The sequence below is a fragment of the Mesorhizobium shangrilense genome, assembly GCF_028826155.1.
Classification (GTDB): Bacteria; Pseudomonadota; Alphaproteobacteria; order Rhizobiales; family Rhizobiaceae; genus Arvimicrobium; species Arvimicrobium flavum.
This window is the reverse complement of record NZ_JAQGPN010000001.1, coordinates 1,559,841-1,584,864: the sequence shown is the minus strand read 5'-3', so window position 1 is coordinate 1,584,864 and position 25,024 is coordinate 1,559,841. Positions and strand designations below refer to the sequence as shown.

The 25,024-nt window shown below is 65.9% G+C and carries 24 protein-coding genes; 14 read left to right on the top strand and 10 right to left on the bottom strand.

The genetic code is table 11. The annotated features are described in order from the left end of the window. Window positions 1-7: 7 nt before the first annotated feature. On the bottom strand, window positions 8-814 hold the full coding sequence (locus PD284_RS07845; protein ID WP_274627655.1) for a hypothetical protein: 807 nt from the start codon (window positions 812-814) through the stop codon (window positions 8-10). A 165-nt stretch (window positions 815-979) separates the two neighbouring features. Here PD284_RS07845 and PD284_RS07840 point away from each other — a divergent pair, with 165 nt between their 5' ends. From PD284_RS07840 to PD284_RS07825, 4 genes are all read left to right on the top strand, one after another. Then, a complete protein-coding gene (locus tag PD284_RS07840; protein ID WP_274627654.1) occupies window positions 980-1,186 on the top strand; it encodes a lipoprotein in 207 nt (68 codons plus the stop codon). A gap of 57 nt (window positions 1,187-1,243) precedes the next feature. Further along, window positions 1,244-2,512: a diaminopimelate decarboxylase gene (gene lysA, locus PD284_RS07835; protein WP_274627653.1), complete on the top strand. Its 1,269-nt coding sequence runs from the start codon at window positions 1,244-1,246 to the stop codon at window positions 2,510-2,512. 191 nt (window positions 2,513-2,703) lie between these two features. Beyond that, window positions 2,704-5,283 (top strand): TIGR02302 family protein, encoded by a 2,580-nt coding sequence (locus PD284_RS07830; RefSeq protein ID WP_274627652.1) that lies wholly within the window; start codon window positions 2,704-2,706, stop codon window positions 5,281-5,283. A 220-nt stretch (window positions 5,284-5,503) separates the two neighbouring features. Beyond that, on the top strand, window positions 5,504-7,402 hold the full coding sequence (locus PD284_RS07825) for an LTA synthase family protein (RefSeq protein ID WP_274630566.1): 1,899 nt from the start codon (window positions 5,504-5,506) through the stop codon (window positions 7,400-7,402). Window positions 7,403-7,524: 122 nt separating this feature from the next. Here PD284_RS07825 and PD284_RS07820 read toward each other — a convergent pair whose 3' ends face one another. The 3 genes from PD284_RS07820 to PD284_RS07810 form a co-directional block, all read right to left on the bottom strand. Then, window positions 7,525-7,908, bottom strand: a complete 384-nt coding sequence (locus PD284_RS07820; RefSeq protein WP_274627651.1) for a response regulator — start codon at window positions 7,906-7,908, stop codon at window positions 7,525-7,527. Window positions 7,909-8,224: 316 nt separating this feature from the next. Continuing rightward, complete coding sequence (gene hpt, locus PD284_RS07815) at window positions 8,225-8,761, bottom strand: hypoxanthine phosphoribosyltransferase (protein WP_274627650.1); 537 nt, start codon at window positions 8,759-8,761, stop codon at window positions 8,225-8,227. A 10-nt stretch (window positions 8,762-8,771) separates the two neighbouring features. Beyond that, a complete protein-coding gene (locus tag PD284_RS07810) occupies window positions 8,772-9,401 on the bottom strand; it encodes a hypothetical protein (protein ID WP_274627649.1) in 630 nt (209 codons plus the stop codon). A 173-nt stretch (window positions 9,402-9,574) separates the two neighbouring features. Between PD284_RS07810 and ftsE the strand changes: the two genes are divergently transcribed. The 4 genes from ftsE to PD284_RS07790 all read left to right on the top strand — a co-directional run bounded on the left by ftsE (window position 9,575) and on the right by PD284_RS07790 (window position 12,846). Further along, complete coding sequence (gene ftsE, locus PD284_RS07805) at window positions 9,575-10,234, top strand: cell division ATP-binding protein FtsE (RefSeq protein ID WP_274627648.1); 660 nt, start codon at window positions 9,575-9,577, stop codon at window positions 10,232-10,234. After that, the gene (locus PD284_RS07800) at window positions 10,227-11,198 is read left to right on the top strand and encodes a cell division protein FtsX (RefSeq protein WP_274627647.1); all 972 of its coding nucleotides are present in this window, start codon (window positions 10,227-10,229) and stop codon (window positions 11,196-11,198) included. Before ftsE ends, PD284_RS07800 begins: the two co-directional genes overlap by 8 nt. 143 nt (window positions 11,199-11,341) lie before the next feature. Then, the gene (locus tag PD284_RS07795) at window positions 11,342-11,977 is read left to right on the top strand and encodes a YdcF family protein (protein ID WP_274627646.1); all 636 of its coding nucleotides are present in this window, start codon (window positions 11,342-11,344) and stop codon (window positions 11,975-11,977) included. Between the two features lie 80 nt (window positions 11,978-12,057). After that, complete coding sequence (locus PD284_RS07790; RefSeq protein ID WP_274627645.1) at window positions 12,058-12,846, top strand: lysophospholipid acyltransferase family protein; 789 nt, start codon at window positions 12,058-12,060, stop codon at window positions 12,844-12,846. A gap of 39 nt (window positions 12,847-12,885) precedes the next feature. Here the strand turns inward: PD284_RS07790 and gloB are convergent, their stop codons facing one another. After that, window positions 12,886-13,653 carry a hydroxyacylglutathione hydrolase gene (gloB, locus tag PD284_RS07785; RefSeq protein WP_274627644.1) on the bottom strand — a complete coding sequence of 256 codons (768 nt, stop codon included), beginning with the start codon at window positions 13,651-13,653 and terminating at the stop codon, window positions 12,886-12,888. A gap of 141 nt (window positions 13,654-13,794) precedes the next feature. Between gloB and PD284_RS07780 the strand changes: the two genes are divergently transcribed. Next, entirely contained in the window at window positions 13,795-14,550 is a 756-nt protein-coding gene (locus tag PD284_RS07780; RefSeq protein ID WP_274627643.1) for a class I SAM-dependent methyltransferase, read from the top strand. Here PD284_RS07780 and PD284_RS07775 read toward each other — a convergent pair. Next, a complete protein-coding gene (locus PD284_RS07775) occupies window positions 14,547-15,803 on the bottom strand; it encodes a TCR/Tet family MFS transporter (protein WP_274627642.1) in 1,257 nt (418 codons plus the stop codon). The two genes, PD284_RS07780 and PD284_RS07775, sit on opposite strands and share 4 nt — an antisense overlap. Window positions 15,804-15,943: 140 nt before the next feature. Beyond that, complete coding sequence (locus PD284_RS07770) at window positions 15,944-17,710, bottom strand: SLC13 family permease (protein ID WP_274627641.1); 1,767 nt, start codon at window positions 17,708-17,710, stop codon at window positions 15,944-15,946. Window positions 17,711-17,907: 197 nt separating this feature from the next. Between PD284_RS07770 and PD284_RS07765 the strand changes: the two genes are divergently transcribed. From PD284_RS07765 to PD284_RS07750, 4 genes are all read left to right on the top strand, one after another. Then, window positions 17,908-18,714: a DUF1194 domain-containing protein gene (locus tag PD284_RS07765; RefSeq protein ID WP_274627640.1), complete on the top strand. Its 807-nt coding sequence runs from the start codon at window positions 17,908-17,910 to the stop codon at window positions 18,712-18,714. Window positions 18,715-18,853: 139 nt separating this feature from the next. Further along, window positions 18,854-19,729, top strand: coding sequence for a lipid kinase (locus PD284_RS07760; RefSeq protein ID WP_274627639.1), 876 nt, complete (start codon window positions 18,854-18,856; stop codon window positions 19,727-19,729). Between the two features lie 97 nt (window positions 19,730-19,826). Next, window positions 19,827-20,933 (top strand): histidinol-phosphate transaminase, encoded by a 1,107-nt coding sequence (gene hisC / locus PD284_RS07755; protein ID WP_274627638.1) that lies wholly within the window; start codon window positions 19,827-19,829, stop codon window positions 20,931-20,933. Between the two features lie 2 nt (window positions 20,934-20,935). Further along, the gene (locus tag PD284_RS07750; protein ID WP_274627637.1) at window positions 20,936-21,871 is read left to right on the top strand and encodes a prephenate/arogenate dehydrogenase family protein; all 936 of its coding nucleotides are present in this window, start codon (window positions 20,936-20,938) and stop codon (window positions 21,869-21,871) included. A gap of 25 nt (window positions 21,872-21,896) precedes the next feature. Here PD284_RS07750 and PD284_RS07745 read toward each other — a convergent pair whose 3' ends face one another. Continuing rightward, entirely contained in the window at window positions 21,897-22,874 is a 978-nt protein-coding gene (locus tag PD284_RS07745; RefSeq protein WP_274627636.1) for a DUF2125 domain-containing protein, read from the bottom strand. A 50-nt stretch (window positions 22,875-22,924) separates the two neighbouring features. On the opposite strand from PD284_RS07745, the gene PD284_RS07740 reads away from it, so the two are divergent. Continuing rightward, window positions 22,925-23,452, top strand: coding sequence for a gamma-glutamylcyclotransferase (locus PD284_RS07740; RefSeq protein WP_274627635.1), 528 nt, complete (start codon window positions 22,925-22,927; stop codon window positions 23,450-23,452). On the opposite strand, the gene PD284_RS07735 is transcribed toward PD284_RS07740, so the two are convergent. Both PD284_RS07735 and yddG read right to left on the bottom strand, forming a co-directional pair. Continuing rightward, window positions 23,449-24,129: a lysoplasmalogenase gene (locus tag PD284_RS07735; protein ID WP_274627634.1), complete on the bottom strand. Its 681-nt coding sequence runs from the start codon at window positions 24,127-24,129 to the stop codon at window positions 23,449-23,451. The genes PD284_RS07740 and PD284_RS07735 overlap by 4 nt on opposite strands. Beyond that, the gene (yddG, locus tag PD284_RS07730) at window positions 24,126-25,016 is read right to left on the bottom strand and encodes an aromatic amino acid exporter YddG (RefSeq protein WP_274627633.1); all 891 of its coding nucleotides are present in this window, start codon (window positions 25,014-25,016) and stop codon (window positions 24,126-24,128) included. Before yddG ends, PD284_RS07735 begins: the two co-directional genes overlap by 4 nt. Between the last annotated feature and the right edge of the window lie 8 nt (window positions 25,017-25,024).

Genomic DNA, 25,024 nt, shown 5'->3' with positions numbered 1-25,024 from the left:
CTGCCCCTCATAAGCGCGAGGCCGGCAACTCGATCGCCAGTTCCCGGCCGAGGTGTGCCCGGGTTGCCGCTTCGAACCGCTCAGGCCACTCCACGCCGAGTTTCGTCGCCAGCCTGCGGGCCCGCGGCAGGTAGATGGCCGCATGTTCAAGGTAGGCCGCCAGCATGGCGTCGCGCGTCGGGAGGAAGGGCGGCAGCGCACGCAGCAGCTCCTTCTGCTCCTCCGTGATCAGCCGGTTGAGATGGAGCGCACCGCCCCTGTTCGGCGCGCCAGTTTCCTCGATAAAAAGGTCGATCAGCAAGTTGCGCAGGTAAAAGGCGCCGGTGACCGAGTTCAGGTATTCCTGCCTGCCCATCGCCAGCGGCAGCAGGCCGACGATCCGGACAAACTCCTCGATTTGCCATTTCAGGCGGGGCGGGTTGGGAACAGCCGGGCCCAGCGATGCGGGCAGCCGGTCGAAGATGCCGTCGCGGTCGAACAGCACCCTGAGCCCGTCGCGCGCGTGCCCGGCCACCTGGTCCGGTTTCACGATAAGGACGTCGACGCGCACCCAAGCATCGGTGATGGCGTTGATCAGCATGGGCTTCACCTGCCTATCCCACCAGAGGACGATCTCGCCGGTCCGGCCCACTGCATCGCGCCAAAGCGCCGAAAAGCGGTCTGTCGGCCCGTCGACGGCAACCGCCAGGAAGTCGATGTCGCTGTAGGCATCATCCAGCGCGTATCCGCGACTGCCGCTCAGGAAGAGGGCCCTGATGCCCGCCTCGTCCCGAAGCGCGGTCGTGATCGCCTCGATCGACCCTGTCGCAGTCATCTAAAAGCCCTCCGATATGCCGGGAACCACCTTATCAACGGATGCCGCGCGGTCCACGTCCGCCGCAAGAAGGTGCGGATGTCGCACGACCGGCGTCCGAGCGATGATGCATTCTTTCCCGATCTCGGCTAAGAGCGTCACATCTTCCGACGGGACTCCCTTGGCATGACCGCTTCGCGCTTCGTTCTATCCGCTGTTCTCATCGCCGCGTTCGGGCTTGCCGCCTGCGGCCGCAAGTCAGACCTGATCACGCCCTACGAGGCGCAGCTGGAGGCGCGGCGTGAGGCCGAAAAGGCCGGGCAGCCCGTGCCGCCAGCGCCGGAAAAACCGGTCGCCGACAAACCGTTCATCCTCGACAGGCTGATCGACTAGCACTGCCGCCCGGCCCAGGCCGAACGGACTTCCGTATCTTTCAGACCTCCGAATGCCATGAACCACTTCGAATACCGCGATGGCGTGCTGTACGCCGAAGATGTGCCCGTCCCGGAGATCGCCGCCGCGGTCGGGACACCGTTCTATTGCTATTCGACGGCCACGCTCACACGCCATTTCGGCGTCTTCAGCAGGGCCTTCGAGAACGCCGACATCCTGGTCTGCTACGCGCTGAAGGCCAACTCCAACCAGGCCGTCATCAGGACGCTGGCGAAGCTCGGCGCAGGCGCCGACGTGGTTTCGGAAGGCGAGTTGCGGAGGGCGCTGGCCGCCGGCGTTCCGCCGAAGAAGATCGTCTTCTCGGGCGTCGGCAAGACCGCCCGCGAGATGGATTTTGCGCTGAACGCCGACATCTTGTGCTTCAACGTGGAATCGGAGCCGGAACTCGAACTTCTCTCGGCGCGCGCAGCCGCACTCGGCAAGACAGCCTCGGTCTCGCTGCGCATCAATCCCGACGTGGATGCCAAGACTCACAAGAAGATCTCCACGGGCAAGGCCGAGAACAAGTTCGGCATCCCGCTGCAGAAGGCCCGCCAGGTCTACGCGCGTGCTGCAAAACTGCCTGGGATCAAGGTATCGGGCGTCGACACGCACATCGGCAGCCAGATCACCGACCTGCAGCCCTTCGACGACGCCTATGCGCTGCTAGCCGAATTGGTCGGAGCTCTCAAGGCCGACGGCCACGACATCAGGCACATCGACCTCGGCGGCGGGCTCGGCATCCCCTACCGCACCGACAACAACCCGCCTCCCCTGCCCGACGCCTATGCGGCGATCGCCCGCAAGCATGTCGCGAATCTAGGCATGAAGGTCATCTTCGAGCCCGGCCGCATGATCGTCGGCAACGCCGGCATCCTGGTCTCCGAGGTGATCTACGTGAAGGAAGGCGAGGCGAAAAACTTCGTCATCGTCGACGCGGCGATGAACGACCTGATTCGACCGACGCTCTACGACGCCTTCCACGAGATCAGGCCCGTCGTGCAGGCCGCGCCCGATGCGCCGCGCATGACCGCCGACATCGTCGGGCCCGTCTGCGAAACAGGCGACTATCTGGGTCAGGACCGCGACCTGCCGCGCATGAAACCCGGCGACCTGATCGCGGTCGGCACGGCAGGCGCCTACGGCGCGGTGCAGGCAGGGACCTACAACACGCGACTCCTGATCCCGGAAGTGCTTGTCGACGGCGACCGCTTCCACGTGATCCGGCCGCGCGGCACCTATGAAGACCTCATCGGTCTTGATTCGCTGCCGGACTGGCTGGCGTAGCCGGAGAGCTTTACCTGGCGCCTCGCACGCGCATCCCGGAGTTTGAACCAGTCACGACGCTGAACGGTTCCCGGCCCGTGCGCTGTCGGCCCATCACGTTTTCGCAACTGCCTCGCCTTTGCCGCGATTGTTGCTATTGTTCAGGTTTGTAAGGCGGCGGCAGGAATTGCCGCCCCACCCGGAAAGGGCGGATGAAGGAACCGACGACTGCGAGCGCCACCAACAGCCGGAACGGACGGCTCCGTTGGGCTCGCCTCGGCACCTGGACGGCGATCCATGTCGAGCGCCTCTGGCCGCTGCTCCTGCCCCTGCTGATTGTCGGCGGCCTCTTCCTCGCGATATCCTGGTTCGGACTGTTCCGGCTGATGCCCGACGTGATGCGGCTCGCCGTCCTCGCGCTGTTCGGCATCGCCGTGTTGGGCGCGGTCTATCCCCTGCGCTACTTCAGACGGCCATCGGCGACGGAGATCGACCGCCGCATCGAAAGTTCGAACCGCCTGCTGCACACGCCTGTGACCGTTCAGGGCGACCGGCTGAGCGGTCGCGAGACGGGGTTTGGCGAGGCGCTCTGGCGCGAGCACCAGCGCCGCATGGCCGCAAGGCTGAGGGATCTGTCGGGCGATCTGCCGCGGCCGCGAGTACCCGAGCGGGACCCGTGGGGTCTGCGCGCCGCCGTTCCCCTCCTTCTCCTCGCCGCGTTCGCGTTCTCCTTCGGCCCCCTGGGCGGCCGCCTGGACGACGGCTTCCGCGCCCATGCCAGCGTCGACTCTCTGCCCGCCCGCATCGACGCCTGGGTGACGCCGCCTGCCTACACCCGCAAGGCCCCGATCTTCCTGACAGCGGATGCCGCACAGCCGGGCGCAACCTTTACCGTGCCGGAAGGCAGCGACGTCGCCCTGCGCGTCACCGGCGGCGCCGGCGACGAGACACTGGCCTTCGTGGAGGCGAACGGCGTCTTCCATGACATCGCTCCCAAGGTCGCTGCGCCCGATGCCGCGCCGCCCGTGGTCCAGAGCGCGAGCGCATCGCGGCAGTTCGCCGGCAAGCTGACCATGGACGGAACGCTGGTTCTCAAATCCGGCGATGCCGAGCTGAGGAGCTGGGCGTTCAAGATCGTGCCCGACAGCCCCCCGACGATCACGTTCGTCGGCGAGCCGAAGCGGGCGGTCAACGGCACGCTCGAGTTGAACTACGAGATCGCCGACGACTATGGCGCCGCGTCCGCCGAGGCAGAGTTCAAGCTGATCGATCCCTCCGCGTCCAATGCGCGTCCGCTCTACGAGGCGCCGGACCTGCCGCTGGCGCTTCCGCGGCGCGGCGCAGAGGCCAAGGCCGCCAAGGCTTCGCGGGACCTGACCGAGCATGCCTGGGCCGGCCTGCCGGTGACCCTGACGCTCAAGGCCGTCGACGACGCCGGTCAGGAGGCGACCAGCGAGACCAAGCGCATCATCCTGCCGGCGCGTCCCTTCACCAATCCGCTGGCGAAAGCGGTAGTGGAGCAGCGTCGGATGCTCGCGCTCGACGCCAACCGCAAGGCTGACGTGCGTGGCCTGATGGACGCCATCACGCTGCGCCCGGAGGACACGTTCGACAATCTCTCCCACTATCTCGGCATCATGGCGGGCATGACGCGGCTGAAGCTCGCCCAGAGCGACGACCAGCTGCGCGAGGCGGCCGACTATCTCTGGCAGATGGCGCTGACCATCGAGGACGGCGATCTTTCGGCTGCGGAAAAGCGGCTGCGCCAGGCCCAGGAGAATCTCAAGCAGGCGCTGGAGAATGGCGCCAGCGATGAAGAGATCGATCAGCTCATGAAGGAACTGCGCGAGGCGATGGATGAATTCCTGCGCGAATTCGCCGAACGCGCGCAGCAGGATCCGAACCTCGCCGAGCAGCTGCCCCAGAACGGCCAGCAACTGCGCGAGAGCGATCTGCAGCGTATGCTGGACCAGATCGAGAACCTCGCCAAGTCGGGCAACCGCGACCAGGCGCAACAGCTCCTTTCCGAGCTCCAGAACCTGATGAACAATCTCCAGGCCGGCCGCCGCCAGCAGCAACGCCAGCAGGACGGCCAGTCCGGCGAGATGAAGAAGCAGATGGATCGGCTGGGCGACATCATGCGTCGCCAGCAGCAGACCATGAACGAGACCTTCGGGCTCGGGCAGCAGCAGAGGGACAGGCAGCAGCGCGGCGATCCCGGCGAACAGGGCGGCGAGCCCCAGGCGGGCGAGAACGGCGAAGGCCAGCCGCAGGACGGCCCCGGCATGACTCCTGAGGAATTTGCCGAGGCGCTGAAGCAGTTGCAGGAGGGCCAGGGTCAACTCCAGAAGGACCTGCAGGGGCTGATGAAGGACCTCGAAGGTCTCGGCGTCCAGCCGGGCGAAGGGTTCGGCGACGCCGGCGAGGCGATGGGCGAAGCCGAAGGTTCGCTTGGCGAGGGCGAGGACGAACGCGCCGTCGGCGAGCAGGGGCGCGCCCTTGAAGCTTTGCGCCGGGGCGCCCAGGACATGATGCAGCAGATGATGCAGGCCATGCAGGGCGACCAGGGCGGCAGCGAACAGGGCGGACGGCAGCAGAATGCCGATCGCGATCCGCTCGGCCGCCCGCGCGCCACCACCGGCCCCGATTTCGGAGACTCCGTCAAGGTGCCCGACGAGATCGACGTCCAGCGGGCCCGCCAGATCCTCGAAGCCATCCGCAAACGCCTGGGCAACGCGCTCAGCCCCGCGCTCGAGCGCGACTATCTCGAGCGCCTGCTCGACATGCGCTGAGGCCAAAGGCCGGTCGGCCCCGCCTCCCCAGCTTTATCCCCAGCCCCCTATACGGCGTAGCGAAAGTCGCGGCGCTCTTCACAATTTGGCCGCGAGCCCTAGCTTTGATGACGGTTCGATGACAGATGCGTGACACGCGCGCGCGCCGCAATGAGGATGTGTTTTGAGTGCATTGACCGCAAGCGGCGCCGTGGCGTCGGTAAATTCGGCTGTTCCGGAGTTGACGCCCTCACGGCGGCAGCGCCTGGCGCGCGCCGTGCAGACCGTCTCCGTCACCTTCCTGATCGCGCTCGTCCTCACCTTCACGATTGAACTGGTCGCGCGTGGTTCTGCGGGCGGTGCGCTCGGCTTCTTCCTGCAGCCCTATCGGCCGGGCTGGACGACCGTCGTCATCTTCTGCCTGCTTTTTCTCGGCCTCGACGCGCTTCTCGGTCGCGCGCATCAGGGATTGCTGGTGCTTGCGCCGGTGTTCATGGTCCTCGCCTTCACCGGGCACCAGAAGGCCTATTATCTCGGCGATCCGCTCTACCCGACCGATTTCCTATACGCCAGGCAGATCGTGGAACTGATGCCCCTGCTCGTCGCCGACAGGCCGTGGACAGCGGTCGGCCTGGTGCTCTCCATGGTCGTCGCGAGCGCCGCGCTTTTCTTCGCGTGGCGTTTCTGGCGGCGCAAGTTCCCGCGCCTTTCAAAGGGCGATCGCATCATCAGACTGGCGGTGGCGTTGCCGGCGCTGGCCTTCTTCGTGTCGATCATGGACTACGCGACCTTCTCGTGGGCGCGAGACCGCCTTCAGATCTTCCCCATAATGTGGGACCAGAAGGAAAACTACGCGCACAACGGCTTCGCGCTCGCCTTCGCGCTCAACGTCCCGATGGCCAAGGTCTCGGCCCCGAGCGGCTATTCGCAGGCCGCCATCGCGGCGGCGCCGCAGCCCGCGACGGCCGCTTCGGTTCCGCTCGACCGCCCCGACATCATCGTGGTGATGAGCGAATCCTTCTGGGATCCGTCGCGGCTGCCGGGCACCATGATCACTCCGGACCCGATCGCGAATGCGCGCCGGCTGCAGTCCGGTCACGTCTTTTCGCCGGAGTTCGGCGGTATGACGGCCAACGTCGAGTTCGAGGCGCTGACCGGCTTCTCCAACGCCTTCCTGCCTTACGGAAGCATCCCCTATCAGCAGTATGTGCGCGACTCGCTGCCGTCGATGGCGACCTTCCTGAAGAGCCAGGGCTACGACACGCTCGCCATCCATCCTTTCGAGGGCTGGTTCTGGAACCGCAAGCCCGTCTACAAGGCGTTCGGCTTTACCGACTTCCTCTCCTCGGAGACGCTGCCGCCCATGGCAAAGCGCGGGCAGCTGGTCTCCGACGCGGCGCTTACCGATGAGATCATCAGGGAAGCCGAGGCCAAGACCGATCCGTTCTTCATCTTCGCCGTCAGCCTGCAAAGCCATGGTCCCTATGAGCCGAATCGCTACGCGGCCGCGACCCACACGGTGAGCACCATCGGCGGCCCCTGGGCCCGCGGCTCGATCCTCACCTATGCGGAAGGCGCCTCGGACGCCGACAAAGGCCTGGAGCAACTGATCGAATGGGCGTCGAACCGCGATCGTCCGACGGTTATCGCCTTCTTCGGCGACCACCTGCCACCGCTCGGGCCTGCCTATGTCGACACCGGGTTCCTCAAGAATCCGGTGCCGGACCGCAAGGAATCCGCCGAGAAAATGGCGCTGCACCGCGAGACGCCGCTGGTCGTCTGGTCGAATCGCGCCGGCTCCGCCGAGACAGGCTCGATCAGCCCCGCCTTCCTGCCGCTGGAGATTTTTAAGGCCGCCGGCATCCAGCATCCCTACTACACGGATTTCCTTGGGAAGGTTCGCGAGCAGTACCGGGTGGTCGAGCGCAGCATGCTGATCGGCGCCGACGACGCAGCGACGCCGGAGTGGTCACGCGCCAAGTCGGTCGCCCCGATCATCCGGGATTTCCGCTTCCTGCAGTTCGACATTATGTTCGGCAAGCGGCACGGCGCGCCGACATACTTCCCCGAGACGCTGCCTGCGGACCAGCGGCCGCCGGACGCCATCACTCGGCACTACGGCGACCGCATCGTCGGCTGACGTCGCTGCGCATTTCGCAGCCAGACGGGCTCGTCTAGCGTCGCAAAAATGCGGTTCACAAGCAGATAGAGCAGCGAAGCTGCAGTCGTCAGAATGCCTGCCGCTGCCGCGATGGGCGGTGGTCAGGCTGCCGGCTCGACGGCTTCCGCCAGGAGATGCTCGACGCGCTCGCGCAGATCCGCCAGCGAGAAAGGCTTCTGCAGCACGTCCCGGACCACGCCCCGCAGGGACTCGCAGCGCTCGCGCTGGTCCGCGTATCCTGTCATCAGCATCAGCTTCAGCGCGGGATAGGAGGCAGCCGCCGCGCGCGCCATCTCGATGCCGTCCATCCCCGGCATCCGTACGTCCGAGACGACCAGGTCATAGCTTCCCTCGGCCGCCCGTATACAGTCGAGGCCGCTGCCGCCGTCGACGGCCACCTCGACCTCGTATCCGTTTCGTTGGAGCGCCCGGGCGGCCAGCGTGCGCACCGAGTCGTCGTCTTCGACAATAAGGATCTTCGCCATGGCGCGACCTTGGCGGCGAATCCTTGATGTTCCCTGAAGCGATTCCTTAACGCTGCGGCAGCCGGCTAGATGAGGGGCGATAGGGACGCCTCACCAGCCCCATGGACGTTAACCCTGGATCGACGCGCATCTCGGCGCCCTCCCTCGACGGGCTCTGGAAACGCATTTGGCGGCGCAACAAGGATCGGCCGTTTGGCGCGTTCGAGATCAGCAGGCCTGAGCGTCTGCGATGGTCGGAACGTTTCCAGCGTCCAACGGCTGACGAACTCGCGCTCTACGACCCTGGACGGCGGAATGAATGCCCGCATTCCGCTGGCTAGCTCTTCACCACGCCGACGAAGGGAAGCTCCCGGAACGCATGGGCGACGTCCATGCCGTAGCCGACGACGAAATAGTCGGGGCAGTCGAAGCCGACGAAATCGGCATCGATCTTGGCCTGCCGGCGCATCCGCTTGTCGAGCAGCACTGCGAGCGAGCAGCTCTTGGCGCCGCGCGACAGCATGAGCTCGCGCGCAAAAGAGAGCGTCTTGCCGGATTCGAGAATGTCGTCGATCAGCAGCACGTCGCGCCCCGCCACATCGTTGTCGATGTCGCGCAGCACGCGCACTTCCCCACTCGTGGTGCCGGCGCCGTAACTTGAGATGAAGATGAACTCCACCTCTGGCGACAGGCCGACGTCGTGCATGGCGCGGATCAGGTCGGCGGCGAAGATGAACGATCCCTTGAGCACAGAGATGACCAGAAGGTCGTGATACTCATGTGCGGCGATCTCCTTCGCCAGTTCGAGGTTACGGCGGGCGATGGCCGAGGCGGAATACAGAACCTCGATTTCCTTGCCGCGGACAACTGGCATGACACGCATCCTACTCGTCGAAGGCGACCGTAACGGTCTTCACCCCGTCCTTAGGCATGTCCAGGCGGCTAGAAAAGCGGTATTTCGCACCAGGCGCCAAAGGCTGACGCGATGTTCCCAACAAGTAGGTCGTCACCCCGCTGTCCATCGAGGTCACGCGGATCGCCAGGCTGGGCATTTCGCCTGAAGCCCGGCCTTCGTTCAGAACCTCTCCATCGACGAGCAGCGCAGGTGTCCCTTCGACCGTTTCCGAACGCGAGCGCACGTCGCCGATCAGCAGCTTCGGCGATATGTCCTGGGTTGCCGGACTGAGGTTTTCGCGCACCAATGCGTGACCGCCCGATATCCAGAAGGCAGCGCACACGGCGATCGCTCCCGCGACCCAGAACACCGGACCTCCGCGCGCTCCGGCGGATGGCGAGGCGGCGGCCGCTCCCCTCTCCAGCACAGCCATGCCGGTGGAATTGAAGGAGGAGATTGCGCCAACGGCCTCGCGCGGCGTGGGCATGCGAGGTTCCGGCACAATCTCGACATAGTCGGCGTCGATGACATCGCTCAGGGCGTCCGCACCACGGGCGGTCGCACCTCCAGCGGTCATCATTTCGCCGGAAACGGAGCGTGCGCTGCCGGAATCAGCCATGCGGGCCGCGTCATCCTTTTTGGCCTCGGTGCCAGGCGGTGGTAAAGGAAATTGGTTAACGCTTACCGACCGGGTGGAGCGCGGCCGCGAAAATTAACGCTCGGTTAACCATGCTGGCCCAAATGTCGTTCGATGGGCGCCATGCGCCGAAAATCCAAAGGGTGTAGGACAGAGTGATCCGGTTCGAGAATGTCGGCCTGCGCTACGGTTTGGGACCGGAGATCCTGCGTGACATCTCCTTCGACCTTCCGGAGCGCTCGTTCCAGTTCCTGAGCGGTCCCTCGGGCGCCGGCAAGACTTCGCTTCTCCGGCTCCTCTTCATGTCCCTGAAGCCGACGCGCGGCCTCATCAACATGTTCGGAAAGGACCGCTCGCGCATCACACGGCAGGAACTGCCCCTTCTGCGCCGCCGCATCGGCATCGTGTTCCAGGATTTCCGACTGCTCGACCACATGTCGACCTTCGACAACGTCGCCCTGCCCCTGCGCGTGCGCGGGCGCGAGGAATCGAGCTACCGTCACGACGTGTCCGAACTGCTCAAATGGGTGGGCCTCGGCGACCGCATGCATGTGCTGCCGCCGGTGCTCTCGGGCGGCGAGAAGCAGCGCGTGGCGATCGCCCGCGCCCTCATCGAGCAGCCCGAGATCCTGCTGGCGGACGAGCCCACCGGCAATGTGGATCCGCCCCTGGCGCGCCGTCTGCTGCGGCTGTTCATCGAGATGAACCGGCTGGGCACGGCGGTGGTGATCGCCACCCACGACCTGCACTTGATGGAGCAGGTCGACGCGCGCCGCATGATCCTGACCGCCGGAAGGCTGGACATCTATGACTGATGTCCCGGCCGAGATACCGCGCGCTCAGACCGCCCAGCGTGCACACCGCAAGCCGGCCTCGATCATCCCCGACCAGAGCATGGCCGGTCAGGCGCTGGTGCTGGTCATCGCGATCATGACCTTCCTCTCGTGCTTGACGCTCGGCGCGGTAACCATGATCCGCGACACCGCGGCGGACTGGCAGACCCAGATCTCCCGCGAGGCCACCATCCAGATCAAGCCGGCCGAGGGCCTCGACATGGACGCAGCCCTCGTCAAGGCGGCCGACATTGCGTCCGGCTTCCCGGGCGTCACCGGCGTGCGCATCGTCGACCAGAAGGCGACCGCGAGGCTGCTCGAGCCCTGGCTTGGATCCAACATCGACTTCAACCAGCTGCCGATACCGCGTCTGGTCATCATCACCATCGACCAGGCAAGCCCGCCCGACTTCACCGCGATGCGGACATGGCTGGCGCCGGAACTGCCGACCGCCACGCTCGACGATCACCGCACCTGGGTGGATCGGCTGATCGCCATGGCGCGCACCATGGTCACCATCGGCATGTCGGTGCTGGCCCTGATGCTGACGGCAACCGTGTTGACGGTGATATTCGCCACCCGCGGGGCCATGGCGGGGGCCGGACACATCATCGACGTGCTGCATTTCGTCGGCGCCGAGGCGCGCTTCATCGCGGTTCAGTTCCGCCGCCACTTCCTGCTGACCGGCGCCAAGGGCGCCGTCGCGGGTGGGATTGCCGCGGTATTTACGTTCATTGCCTTTTCCTGGTGGTCGTCGATGAACATGGCGACGCCGGAGGCGGACCAGGCAACCGCGCTGTTCGGCAATTTCTCGATCGGCGTGAGCGGCTATGCCGGCGTGGCCTTCGTCATGCTCGCTGTTGCCGGCATCACCGCACTGACGTCGCACCTCACGGTGATCGCCTATCTGACCGACATCGAAGCGCGGCAGCACGATGCCAGTTGACGAGATGAGAGCGCTACTATGCGCCGGCAAAATTCCGGGCTAGCCTGAAGATGATGGACGGACGCGACATGGCTGATTTGGACCGCCCTGGCGCAGAGCGTGAGGTCGTTGCACGCAAGCCTTCGCCCCGCAGGGGCCGTTGGATGCGCTCGATTCGCGTTGGCGTCCTCAGCCTGTTGGCAGGCGTCGCCGTCTTTGCCGCCGGCTTCGGCTTGTTTGCCGATTATGTGAGTTCGTTGGCGACGCCGAGCGACCCCGGCACGGCCGACGCCGTCATCGTGGTGACCGGCGGCAAGTCGCGCCTGGAGGCCGCTGTGGGCCTTCTCAAATCGGGAAAGGGCGAACGCCTGCTGATCAGCGGCGTCCATCCGAACGCCAATCTGGACGATCTGCGCGCCGCCACCGGCGGCGACAAGTCGCTGTTCAAATGCTGCGTCGACGTCGACTATGCCGCCCTCGACACCATCGGCAACGCGCAGGAAAGCGCCAAATGGTTGAAGGACCACGCCTATGCCAGCGCGATCCTGGTCACCAACAACTATCACATGCCGCGCACGATGCTGGAGATGAAGCGCGTGGTCGGAGCGATCGATTTCGTTCCCTACCCCGTCGTCAACAAGGGCGTCGGCAGCGGCAGCTGGCTCACGAGCAGAGAAGTGCTGCGGGTCCTGTTCACGGAATACACGAAGTACCTCGCCGCCCTTGCTCGCGGCGTGATCCCGGCCGAGCCGCCGGCGCAAACGCTGGAAATGGTCGATGCGGCTCCGACCAGCGGCTGATCCTCTGCCGGCGAAGCTGCTTTTCTTTCTCCGGCACAATGGTGTAACGAGCGGCCGTCATATCAGCCGCAGGCCCATCCATGCTCGCCATTCGATCGCTGGCATTCAATCTGGCCTTCTACGCCAGCCTGATCCTTCAGATGCTCTTCTGGACGCCGTTCTACTTCCTGGCGCCGCGCCACATGGCGTGGTTCGTGCCGAAGTTCTGGGCGCGCAGCAGCGCTTGGCTGTACGAGAAGATCGCCGGGACCAGGAGCGAGATCACTGGCGCAGAGAACCTGCCGGAGGGCTCATTCATCCTCGCGCCCAAACACCAGTCCTTCTGGGACGCGATCGCCTTCTTCCCGTATCTGGACGACCCTCTCTACATCCTGAAGCGCGAACTCCAGTGGATCCCGTTCTTCGGCTGGTACATCATGAAGATGCGCATGATCCCGGTCGACCGAGGCAGCCGGTCCAAGGCCCTGAAGGCGGTGGTGGCGGCGACCAAGGCCGAGATGGCGCGCAACCCGCGCCAGCTGATCATCTATCCCGAAGGCACGCGCCGCTCGCCGGGGGCTGAACCGGCCTACAAATGGGGCATCGTGGAGCTCTACTGCCAGCTCGGCGTTCCGGTGGTGCCGGTTGCCCACGTCGCCGGGCTTTATTGGCCGCGGCGGAAATTCCTGCGCTATCCCGGCACGATCAAGGCGCGCTTCCTGAAACCGATAGAGCCGGGCCTTGGCCGCGAAGAGTTCATCAACCGCCTGATTTCCGAGACGGAAGCCGCCTGCGACCAACTCCTCATTGAGGCGGCGCGGTCGCAGAACCCGCCGCCGATGCCGCCAAGCGCGGTCAAGCGGCTGGCCGAATTGGGCGTGAGCCTCTGAATCGCCCCCCGCATTCGATCAAAATGCCGGCCGATTTACTCAAAAATTATCCTTCCGCTTGCGGATTTCGGTAAAAACCTCGGCGTCAGAGGCATTTTCCATGCCGAGATTCTTGCGGATCGCAGCATCGTCCCAGCGCAGGAAGGGGTTGGTCTCCAGTTCTTCGCCGATGCTCGTCGGCAGCGTCGCCTTCCCCTCCGCGCGCAGCTTCTCGATCTTTTCCGCGCGCGCCTTGAGCTTCGGGTTGGTCGGGTCGACCGTCAGCGCGAACCGCGCGTTGGAGAGCGTGTATTCGTGGCCGCAATAGACCTGGGTTTCCGGCGGCAGCGCGGCGAGCTTCTTCAGCGATTCGTACATGACCGGCGCAGGCGCCTCGAACAGGCGTCCGCAGCCGAGGGCAAACAGCGTGTCCGCGGTAAACGCCACGCCCGATTTGGGCAAGTAGTAGGAGACGTGTCCCGCCGTGTGGCCGGGCGTCTCGATGACGCGCACCTCTTCGCCGCCGAACGTCAGCACGTCGCCTTCCGCCACCGTCTGGTCGATGCCGGGGATCTTCGACGCCTCGGCCTTCGGGCCGATGATCTTCAGATCGAATTTCTGCTTGAGCGACAGATTGGCTTCGACGTGGTCGGCATGGTGGTGGGTGATGAAGAGCACGCTCGGCTTCCAGCCGGTCCGCTTGATCGCCTCGAGGATGGCCGTCTCTTCGGGGGCGTCGATCAGAGCGGTTTCCCCACTTGCGCTGTCGTGGATGAGCACGCCGAAATTGTCCGCGCGGCAGGGGAACTGGTCGATTTGGATAGTCATGGGAGCCTCCGGATTCTGGCCGGAACATAGGGCTGCGGGTGTGTGCTGTCACCCTGTGGGGCCGCGCAAACGGTCGCAGCCGAAGCCGGGCTGCACGCGGAGCGCTTCAATCCGCATGCATCTTGCTCTAGCTTCCTGCGTATGAATTCCGACGTCGTCATGCTGCGCTCCTTCTACAGCTCCGTTCTAGGCCGGTTGGCGGAGCGGTCGATCACCATGGCGCTTTCGGCCGTCTGGGCGAAGCTGCCGAACGAGCGTCTCGTGGGTCTCGGCTATTCGTTGCCCTGGCTCGATCGTTTCGGCGCCGACGCAGACCGCGTGTTCGCCTTCATGCCGGCAACCCAGGGCGCGGTGATCTGGCCGGCAGGCGGTCCGTCCGCCACAGCGCTCGTCTTCGACGAGGAACTGCCGCTGGTCGACGCCTCCATCGACCGCATGCTCGTGGTCCACGCGCTGGAGCACGCCGAAAACCCGCGCGAGACTCTGAAGGAGATCTGGCGCGTGCTGTCGCCGGCCGGCCGCGTCGTCATCGTCGTCCCGAATCGCCGGGGCGTGTGGGCGCGTTTCGAGCACACCCCGTTCGGAACGGGCCGCCCATTCTCGCGCGGTCAGCTCACCGATCTCTTGCGCGAGACCAACTTCACCCCGTCCGCCTGGGCTGACGCACTCTTCTTTCCGCCGTCGAAGCGGCGCTTCATGATGCGCTTCCACAACATTCTGGAGCGCGCGGGACGCCGTTTCTGGCCGATTTTCTCCGGCGTCATCGTCGTCGAAGCGCAGAAGCGGCTTTACCAAGGCGTTCCGATGGCGCAGCGCGCTTCCCGGCGCGTCTTCGTTCCGGTGTTGACGCCGCAGGGGGCCACGCGCGCCGCTTCGCTCAGGACCGACAGGCCCTAAGCAGTTTCCGCGGATCGCTGGACGCTCTCGAAGCGTCCCGCCTGGCGGGCGACCCACCAGCCAAGCACGGCCGCGCCGAGCAGAACCCCCGCCGCAATCAGCAGCGACAGCCCGGACAGCCAGCGTGGCGCTCCCTCCCATACCGACTGGGAATAGACCCAGCCGAAGAAGAGCGGCGACAGCACGCCGGCGATGCTGGCAAGGCTCATGTTGGCGCCCTGGAGCTGACCCTGCTCCGATTCGGAGACGTGGCGGGTCATCAGCGACTGGATCGTCGGCATGGCGAGACCCCACAGCGCGTTGGGTAGCATGGCCAGGGTAAAGCTGATCCAATCCGGCGCCAGGCCCATGCAGGCAATGCCGATGGCGCCGCCAAACAGCCCGAACACCATCACGGCGCGGTCGCCGAAGCGCTTCACCATGGGGCCCACGAGCAGACCCTGCACCGCCATGTCCAGCACGCCGACCAAGGCCAGCAAAAGGCCGACCTGCCACGCGCCCCATCCGTAGCGGTAGCCCGCATAGAGCACGAAGACCGCCGAGAACACGTGGTGAGCGAAGTGCAGCAGGAAGTTCACCAGCGCCAGGCCGAACAGCTCATGATGGGAACGCAACAGCACCATCGCTCCGAACGGATTGGCGCGCTTCCACGAGAAGGCCATGCGCTTGGCCGGCGCAAGCGACTCCGGCAGCACGACGAGGCCGTAGATAAAGGCGAGGCCGCTCATCGCCGCCGCCAGCCAGAACGGCGCGCGGGGCGAAATCTCCCCGACGAACCCGCCGATCAACGGTCCGAGCACGAAGCCGCCGCTGAATGCGGCGCCGATCAGCCCGTAGGCGCGCGCACGGCCCTCCGGCGGCGTTATGTCGGCCATGTAGGCGAAAGCCGTCGTGAAGCTGGAGGAGGTGATGCCTGCGATGATGCGGCCCACGGCCAGCCACCAGAGGTTGGGCGCCAGCGCCATCAGCACGTAGTCTGCGGCAAGTCCTATCGTCGACAGCAGGATGACCGGCCGGCGTCCGTAGCGGTCGGACAGCGAGCCGACGATCGGCGAGCAGACGAACTGCATCAGCGCCCAGAGCGCGACGAAGATGCCGTTGTACCAGCCGGCATTGGCGTTCGACCCGGCGAACTCCTCGATCAACTGGGGCAGGACCGGGATCACGATCCCCATCGCCACGATGTCGAGCGCGGCGGTGATGAGGATGAAGGCGATCGCCGCCTGGCGCTTTGAGCCGGAAAGGACGGACATTTCTCAGGTCTCGGCGTTTTCGAAAAAGGGAGCGCTTATACGTCGCCGCACCCCGGATGGCTATCCGCGACCTGTTGGTCCAGCCAAGCCTCCTGACAAATCGGTGGCCCGACCGCCCGGGAAGGCCCGATCCGGCATTGCTACAGCGGCCACACCAGGATCAACGCCGGCACGGCGACCACGATCACGAGAATCGACAGCGGCAGGCCGAGCCGCGCGTAGTCGGAGAAGCGGTATCCACCCGGCCCCATGACGAGCGTGTTGCACTGGTGTCCGATCGGCGTGAGGAAATCGCAGCCGGCGCCGATCGCCACCGCCATCAGGAACGCTTCCGGCTTGTAGCCCAGGCCTGTCGCGAACCCTGCGGCGATGGGCGCCATGACCAGCGCGGTCGCCGCATTGTTGAGGAACGGCGTGACGGCCATGGCGCAGACAAGGATGAGCGCCAGCGCGCCATATGCGGGCAGCGCCGTTCCGACTTCCGCCAGATAGGCGGCGATGAGGTCGGTGGCGCCGCTGGTCCTCAGCGAATCGCTCACCGGAATGAGCGTAGCGAGCATCACGAGGATCGGCCCGTCCATCGCACCGTAGACCTCGCGCAGGGGCACGGCGTTCAGGGCGACCATACCGACCGCTGCAACGAAGAAGGCGATCGAAATCGGCAGCGCGCCGAGCGCTGTGGCGCCCATCGCCGCGGCAAGGATCAGGATGGGCACGATTCCCCGCCTGACGCTGCCCAGCAGAATCGGTCGCTCGGCGAGCGGCAGGCAGCCGAAGGTGCGCAGCACCTCGGGCATCGAGGCTCGGCTGCCCTGCAGCACGATCACGTCGCCCAGGCGCAGCCTGACCTCGGCCGGCCGCTCGGTGAGGCGTTCATCCTTGCGGCTCACCGCGAGCAAATTGACATTGAAGCGTTCGTGCAGCGCAAAGCTCTTCGCCGACCATCCGATCAGCGGGGAATTCTCGCCGATGACGGCTTCCACAGCCTCGGCCTCGGTGCCTTTGGGGCTGATGACGCTGCGGTCGCCGGTCAGGTCGAGCTTTGCGTGGGAGACAACGCGCCCCAGCGCCTCGGGGTCGCCCTCCAGCAGCACAACGTCGCCGGAACTGAACACCGTGTCCGGCAGCGGCGCGATGCGCAAGCCGCGCCGCATGATCGATGTGACGACCGCGTCTCCTTCCGCAAGCTTGACCAGTTCCCCAACAGGCTTTCCGTGCAGGTTGGAATCGGTCGTGACCCTGGCCTCGACCAGATAGTTCTTGATGTCGATGGCCTCGTGCATGGACGCGCTTTCGCGCGAGCGGGCGGGAACCAGCCAATAGAACAGCAGGAGGAACACGATGCCGGCGGCGCACAGCATGGCGGCGACGGGCGTGAAATCGAACATGCTGAACGACGTCCCGGTCATCTCTTCGCGCACCCGCGAGATGATGATGTTCGGCGATGTCCCCACCTGGGTCAGAAGCCCGCCCAGCAGCGAACCGAACGCCATCGGCATAAGGAACACGGAGGGCGATGCGTTGGACCGCTTCGCGAACTGGAATGCGATGGGGATCATGATCGCCAGCGCTCCGATGTTCTTGACGAAGGCCGACAGCACAGTGACCACGATGACCAGCAGCGCCAGTTGGGCGCGCAGCGACGAGACGCTGGGCGCATAGCGCTGCACCGCGTACTCCATGACGCCTGAGCGGGCGACGCCATAGCTGACCACGAGCGCGCTGCCCACGATGATGACGATATCGTCGCTGAAACCGTCGAAGGCCGCATCAAAAGGCACGATGCCGACAGCGATCGAGACGATCAGGGCGGTCGCCGCAATCAGGTCGTAGCGGAATCGCCCCCAGACGAATGCGCCCATCATGAGCGCGATGACGGCGAAGGACAGTAATTGGGTGCTCGTCACTGCCGTCCCTCCGCTGGGTATCACGATTCAACGCATGACGTTGACGGCCGTTGCGGGAACATGGCCGAAATTGATCCGACGATTTGCACCCTGCAAGCGGGAATCCGACTCGCGCCGACAGCGGGCTACAACATTTGATGATAAAGTGCCTGCCGCCTGATGACAGAACGGGCCAAAAAATGTGGAGCCTGCATGTATTGGCGCGCCGTCTCCTGCCAATCGCGGCGGTCGCCGTCCTGTCCGCGCCGGCGGGGAGCCTGATCGCCGCTTCGGGCGACCAGGCAGTCGATCTGGAGCTGGTGCTGGCCGTCGACATCTCCCGCTCGATGGATCCGGAGGAGTTTGCCGTGCAGCGTGCGGGCTATGTCGCCGCCCTGCGCCATCCCGATTTCATCCGGGCGATCGGCTACGGAGCCAACGGACGCATCGCATTGACCTATTTCGAATGGGCCGGCAGCGTTCACGCCTCCTCGCAAGTGGAATGGCGCATCATCGACGGGGCCGAGAGCGCCAACGCCTTCGCCGACACGCTGGAGCGCCGGCCCGCGGCGACCTTCCGGGGCACCTCCGTGTCGGCCGCCTTGCGCCACGCGGCCATGCGCCTCGAGGAAAACGACATCCGCGCAACGCGGAAGGTCATCGACATCTCGGGGGACGGCCCCAACAATATCGGCGGCCCGGTCGTGGAGGCCCGCAAGGCAGCCATCTCACAGGGCATCACCATCAACGGCCTGCCGATCCTGATACGCCCCTCGCCGAGCGTCGGTGATCTCGACGCCTACTACGCGGAATGCGTGACGGGTGGTCCGGGGAGTTTTGTCCTGCCGGTGCGGGCCGCATCCGAATTCGCCAACGCTATTCGCCGCAAGCTGATCCTGGAGGTGAGCGGGGCGGACCTGCCTGCCGTGGTCAAGAACGCGGCTCAATCGCCGGTCGACTGCCAGATCGGAGAAAAACTGCGCCGGACCTATTCGGACCCCTACCTGCCCGAGCTGGACCGATAGCGGCAGGCCTGGGGCGGCGCCACGGCCCGCGTGCGTCGGCGCGCCGCAAGGTCTTCCAAAGCTGCCCGCACGGCATAGATATGACTGAATTCCTCACAACCTTCGTTTCCAACCTCTTCCGCAACCCCTCGAGTCGCCCGTGTCGAATTCCAAGCGCGCCCTGGTCATAACCAACCCCCGCGCCCGTCGAGGCGAGACGCCGCTCGGGCCTGCCCGCACGCTGCTCGAGGACGCCAACTTCGAGTTGATCGACATGCAGCCCGACGCGGGCGAGAGCATCTCCGACCTCATTTCGCGCAATGCCAACCGCTGCGACCTCGTCATCCTGGGCGGAGGCGACGGCACCTTGAATGCGGCCGCGTCCGCCCTCGTCTATACGGGGCTCCCTCTCGGGGTGCTGCCGCTCGGCACCGCCAACGACTTCGCCCGCACCATGGGCATACCGACCGACCCGCTGCAGGCGGCTGAGCTTATCGTGCAGGGCCGCACCAAGCATGTCGACCTCGGCGAGGTGAACGGTCACCTCTTCTTCAACGTCGCCAGCATCGGCTTCAGCGCGGAGCTCGCGCGCGAGCTGACCGAGCATGCCCAGAAAAGATGGGGAACCCTCGGTTATGCGATCGTGGCCTCCCGCATATTGCTGCGCTCGCGCCTGTTCAGTGCCTTTCTCGACCATGATGGCACAACCGAAATGATCCGCACCATGCAGGTCTCGGTCGGCAATGGCCGTCATTACGGAGGCGGAATGACCGTTGAGGAATCGGCCACCGCGGATGACGGCTGGCTCGACCTTTACAGCCTGGAGGTCGACCACTGGTGGCGCCTGCTGCGGCTGCTGCCGAGCCTCCGCGCCGGCACGCAGGGCCAGTGGGACGACGTGCGCGCCTTCAAGACGACCGAAGTCACCATCCGAACCCGCCGCCCGCGGCCCGTCAATACCGACGGCGAGCTGACGACGTGGACGCCGGCGCATTTCCGCATCCGCCCGAAATCGGTGGTCGTCTACACGCCGTAGGGCCGGCGGCCTCCTTGCCGCGACCACGCTTTCCCTCGACAATCCCTTTTCCCGCCTGTATTTCCGCGAGCGCCTCCCGGCCTTGACTGGATTTTCGATGTCGAACACGAACGCACCTACTCGCCCGCAGCCGAAACCCGGCGTCATGGACATCGACGCCTACGTTCCCGGCAAGAGCACCGCGCCGGCCGGCGTCAAGCTGCACAAGCTGTCGTCCAACGAGAACCCGCTGGGGCCGTCGCCAAAGGCGATCGCGGCGGCGCGCGAAGTGGCCGGCAAACTTGACATCTATCCCGACGGCACCGCCCGGCGGCTGCGCGAGGCGCTGGCGGAGGCGCATGGCCTGAACGCGGCGAACATCGTCTGCTCGAACGGCTCCGACGAGATCCTGGGCCTGCTCGCGCAGACCTACCTGTCGCCGGGCGACGAGGCGATTTTCACCGAACACGCCTTCATGGTCTACAAGATCTACGTCAAGGCGGCGGGCGGCACGCCGGTGATCGTCAAGGAGCGCGACGAACGCGCCGACGTCGACGCCATCCTGGCCGCGGTAACCCCGCGCACGAAGATCCTTTTCCTGGCCAATCCCAACAACCCGACGGGCACATACCTGCCCTTCGACGAGATCCGGCGCCTGCATGCCGGCCTGCCTCCTCACGTGCTCTTCGTGCTCGACGCCGCCTATGCCGAGTTCGTCAGGCGCAACGACTACGAGGCCGGCATCGAACTGGTCTCCAGTTCCGACAATGTCGTGATGACACGCACCTTCTCGAAGCTCGGCCTCGGCGGCGCGCGCATCGGCTGGATGTACGCACCGCTTCCCATCGTCGACGCGATCAACCGCATGCGCGGTCCCTTCAACGTCAACGCCGTCGCCATCGAGGCGGGGATCGCCGCCGTCCACGATCGCGCCTATCTCGAGCTCAGCGTCACGCACAACGAACGCTGGCGCACCTGGCTGACCGAGCAATTCACCGCGCTTGGCCTGCGCGTCACGCCGAGCGTCGGCAACTTCCTGCTGGTGCACTTCCCCGAAGATGGCAGGCACAGCGCCGCCGCGGCGGACGCCTATCTCACCGAGCGCGGTTACGTGCTGCGCGCAGTGACCGGCTACGGCTTCCCCAATGCGTTGCGCATGTCGGTCGGTACCGAAGAAGCCAATCGCGGCGTCATCGACGCGCTGTCCGAATTTCTGAAGAGCTGATCATGCCCAACCCGATGTTCGAGAAAATCGCCCTGATCGGCATCGGCCTGATCGGCTCCTCGCTGGCGCGCGTCATCCGCCGCGAGAACCTGGCCGGCCATGTCGCGATCGCGACGCGCAGCGAAAAGACCCTCGCCCGTGCGGCGGAGCTGAAGCTGGGCGACAGCTACACGACCGACCTCGAGGAAGCCGTCCGCGACGCCGATCTGGTGATCGTTTCGGTTCCGGTCGGATCCTCCGGCGAGGTGGCGCAGCAGATCGCGCCTGCCCTGAAGCCGGGCGCAATCGTGACCGACGTCGGCTCGACCAAGTCCTCGGTGATCGCCCAGATGGCGCCGCACATCCCTGCGGGCGTGCATTTCATTCCTGGCCACCCTATTGCGGGAACGGAGAAGTCAGGCCCCGACGCCGGCTTCGCGGACCTCTTCGAGAACCGCTGGTGCATTTTTACCCCGCTGCCGGGCACCGACCCGGAAGCGCTGGAGAAGCTGTCGGAGTTCTGGCGGCGCTGTGGCTCCAACATCGACACGATGGAGCACGACCATCACGACATGGTGCTCGCCATCGTCTCGCACCTGCCGCATATCATCGCCTACAACATCGTCGGCACGGCCGACGACCTGCAGCAGGTGACGAAGTCCGAAGTGATCAAGTACTCGGCTTCGGGTTTCCGCGATTTCACGCGCCTCGCCGCCTCCGACCCGACCATGTGGCGCGACGTCTGCCTGCACAACAAGGACGCCATCCTCGAAATGCTGGCGCGCTTCTCCGAGGATCTCGCCTCGCTGCAGCGGGCGATCCGCTGGGGTGACGGCGACAAGCTGTTCGACATGTTCACGCGGACCCGCGCGATCCGCCGCTCGATCATCGAGGCGGGCCAGGAGATCGATGCCCCGGACTTCGGGCGTCAGGCGATCGAGCACCCGGTCAAGAAGTAAAACTGCGCCGTTCCGAAGCGGGGCGTCAGATCGGCGGAATGTCGCCGAGCGAAATGAAGCCGAGCGTCGCCTTCCCCTTCACGATCCTGAGAGGCACGGACGTGTTCTCGCCAAGCATCGCCAGGCCGAGCATGGCGTTATTGATCTGCTTGCTGGCTTCGGGGAACGCCTGAGCCGCGACTTGGGCAAGGCCCTTGGCGTTGCGGATGGTCAGCGTCAGGTCGGCGTCGATCAGGCCGGCGGCGTCGGCCGCGATACTGCCCTTCACCCCGACCCCCGTGTTCGGGCCGGTCGAGAGCCAGAGATTGCGGATCGTCGCCGACTGTCCCTTGAGGTCAGCGGCACCGGAACGCAGCAGGGCGACGCCGTTGGCGATGGTCGCGTCGATCTGGCCGGACAACGGCGGCAGCACGCGTCCCTGGACAAGCCCCGCAGCCGCCGTCAGGTCGCCGATGCTGCCCGCCACGTCGAGATCGCTGCCTTTGGGGCGCATGTGGCCCTCGAACGTCTTCGCATTGAGCTGTGGGGCGGCGGAAACGGGACCTGCGGCGATGTCCGTGCCCTCGATCGACACGCGTTCCGGGAGCGGGGTCGCGAGCCGCGCGCTGGCGCGCAGCGCCTTCCAGTCCAGCTGAAGGGAGCCCGCGCTGCCGAGGCCGACGGTTGCCGGCCCGTCGAGCTCGCTGACGACGTGGAATGGATTGTAGACCTGTGCGGCCGACCTCAGCGCGCCGGCGGAGACGTTCACCCCCTTGCCGTCGTCGAAGCTGACCTTGTCGCAGTAGACGCCGATGCGAAACGGGAAGCCGCGCGCCGTCGGATTGGCGCAGTCGGCGGCGACGCCCTTCTGCCCGGCGTTCGCGAGCGCCGTCCGCACTTGGCCTTCGAGCATGTTGCCGACATAGAACCAGCCGGCACTGTAGCCGCCGAAGAGCACGACGATGAAGGCCGCCAGCCAGACCATGCGGCGGGAATAGCGGGGAGTGGTCTCGCTTGACGCCATGCTCTCTCTTTCGTTACGCCTCGCCGGTCACCCTGACGAGCGGCGATGATATGGGCGATTTTTGGGTCTTTGGCTATGGTTCGCTGATGTGGCGCCCCGGCTTCGCGCATGTCGAGGTCCAGCGGGCACGGCTGCACGGCTTCCGGCGTTCGCTCTGCGTGCGCTCCTGGGTGCACCGCGGCACCCAAGAACACCCCGGCCTGGTGCTGGGGCTCGACCGTGGCGGCTCCTGCATCGGGCTGGCCTTTCGCGTGCCGATCGAACTGCGCGAGGAAGTGCTTGCCTACCTGCGCGAGCGCGAGCTCGTCACCAGGGTCTATCTGGAGCGCACGCTGCCGATAAAGCTCTCCAGCGGCGGCACCGCCACGGCGGTCTGCTACGTCGTCGACCGCGGCCATGAGCAATATGCCGGCCGCATGGACGCCGGACACGCCGCCGAGATCGTCGCCACATCGCATGGCCAGTCGGGCCCAAATGACGAATATGTCATCAACACGCTCGAGCACCTCAACGCGCTCGAGATCCGCGATCACTGGCTGGAAGACGTCGGCCGCCGCATCAGGCCCGAGCAGGGTTAGCTCGCGCTCCCGAGCAGGAAGCCGAGCGTGATGATGGCCTGCGCGGCATAGTAGGCCACCCAGACGGCGGTGCGCATCGCCGTCCGCAGCGTGGGATCGGGCACGGGCATGAACTTCTCGACGGCCAGCATGGCGTCCGATGCTATGAAGCAGACCGCCCCGAGCACGATCCAGGGACCGGGCATTGTGAGGGAAGTGAGCCCCATGGCGAGGATGGCCGCCGCGTAGGCGGTCACCGGCGCCTTCAGCTCTGACGGCGCCACGACGCGCAGCCTCGCCAGCAGAAGGCCGGTCGCGGCGATCATGACCGCGCCGACTACCATGCGCGCCGGATGCTCCAGGACGAAATCGGCGCCCTCCCCTGCAGTGAGGAACAGCGCCACGTAGAGGACGTGCGCCACGAGAAAGGCCGCCAAGCCCCCGAGGAAAGCGCGCTCGCCCGGGCGCGACAGGAACGCGTCGCCGGCAGCGCTCGCCGCGAGCGCGGCCACGAGCAGGAGCGGTCCGCCTTCGATCAGGGCGAGCAGTGCGAGAAAGCCCACCGCGAGCGCCTTCGCCGCCGTGCGCCGGAGGTTCGGCGGCGCGTCGAGCGCGTTGAGATAGAAGATGGCTGCGCCAATCGAGAAGATCAGCGTTCCGTTCGAGGCCGAGTCGAGGCCGCCGCCAAAGGGCATCATGCGCCGGCGGCCTCTGGCGATGCGCGGCGCTTGAACAGCAGCGACTTGGCCGCAAGCACCGCGCCCGCCGTGATCAGCACGCAGGCGAGCAGGATGTGGGGCGTCGCCTCGGCGAAGCCGGCGGCGATGAGGATGAGCGTAGAGAGAAGCGGCGCAGCGTAGCTCGCAGCGCCAAGCACCTGGATGTTGCCGCGCTTGACGCCGTGGTCCCACGCATAGAACGCCGCGCCGACCGGCATGAGGCCCAAGCCGACGACCGCCAGCCACTCGCCCGGACCGGACGGCAGGACGGTGTCCTCCAGCAGGAAGTGGCAGACCAGCGATAGTGCCGATGTCGCCGCGCAGAACCATGCGACGACCGCGGTCGGCACCGCCTGGAACTGTCGCGAGAGCAGCGAATAGCCGGTCCAGATGAAGGCGCAGGCGCCGGCCATGGCGTAGCCGAACAGGTAGCGGCTGTCGAAGGCGAACCGGCCGCCATTGGTGACGATGAGGAACGTGCCGGCGAGCCCGAGCACCGCCCCCGCCACGTGGTACCATTGCAGCCGCTCGCCCGGCATCAGCGCCGAGCCGAGCACGATGAACAGCGGCCACAGATAGGCGATCAGGCTTGCCTCGACGGCCGGCGCGTTGCGCAGCGCCGTAAAATAGAAGAAGTGGTATCCGAACAGGCCGGCAATGCCGATGCCCCACACCTGCGGGGGGATCTTCACCGGGGCGGTGGCAGTCGGAGACACGAGGCGCGCGACGATGCCCACCAGCGTTCCGATGGCGAAGGTGATGGCGGACAGCAGGAAGGGCGGCACTTCGCCCGAGGCGTCGGTCAGGAGCGCCAGCAGCGCCCACATGGCCACGGCCGAGAAGCCGATCAGTGTCGCCCGCCCCATCGCTTCCT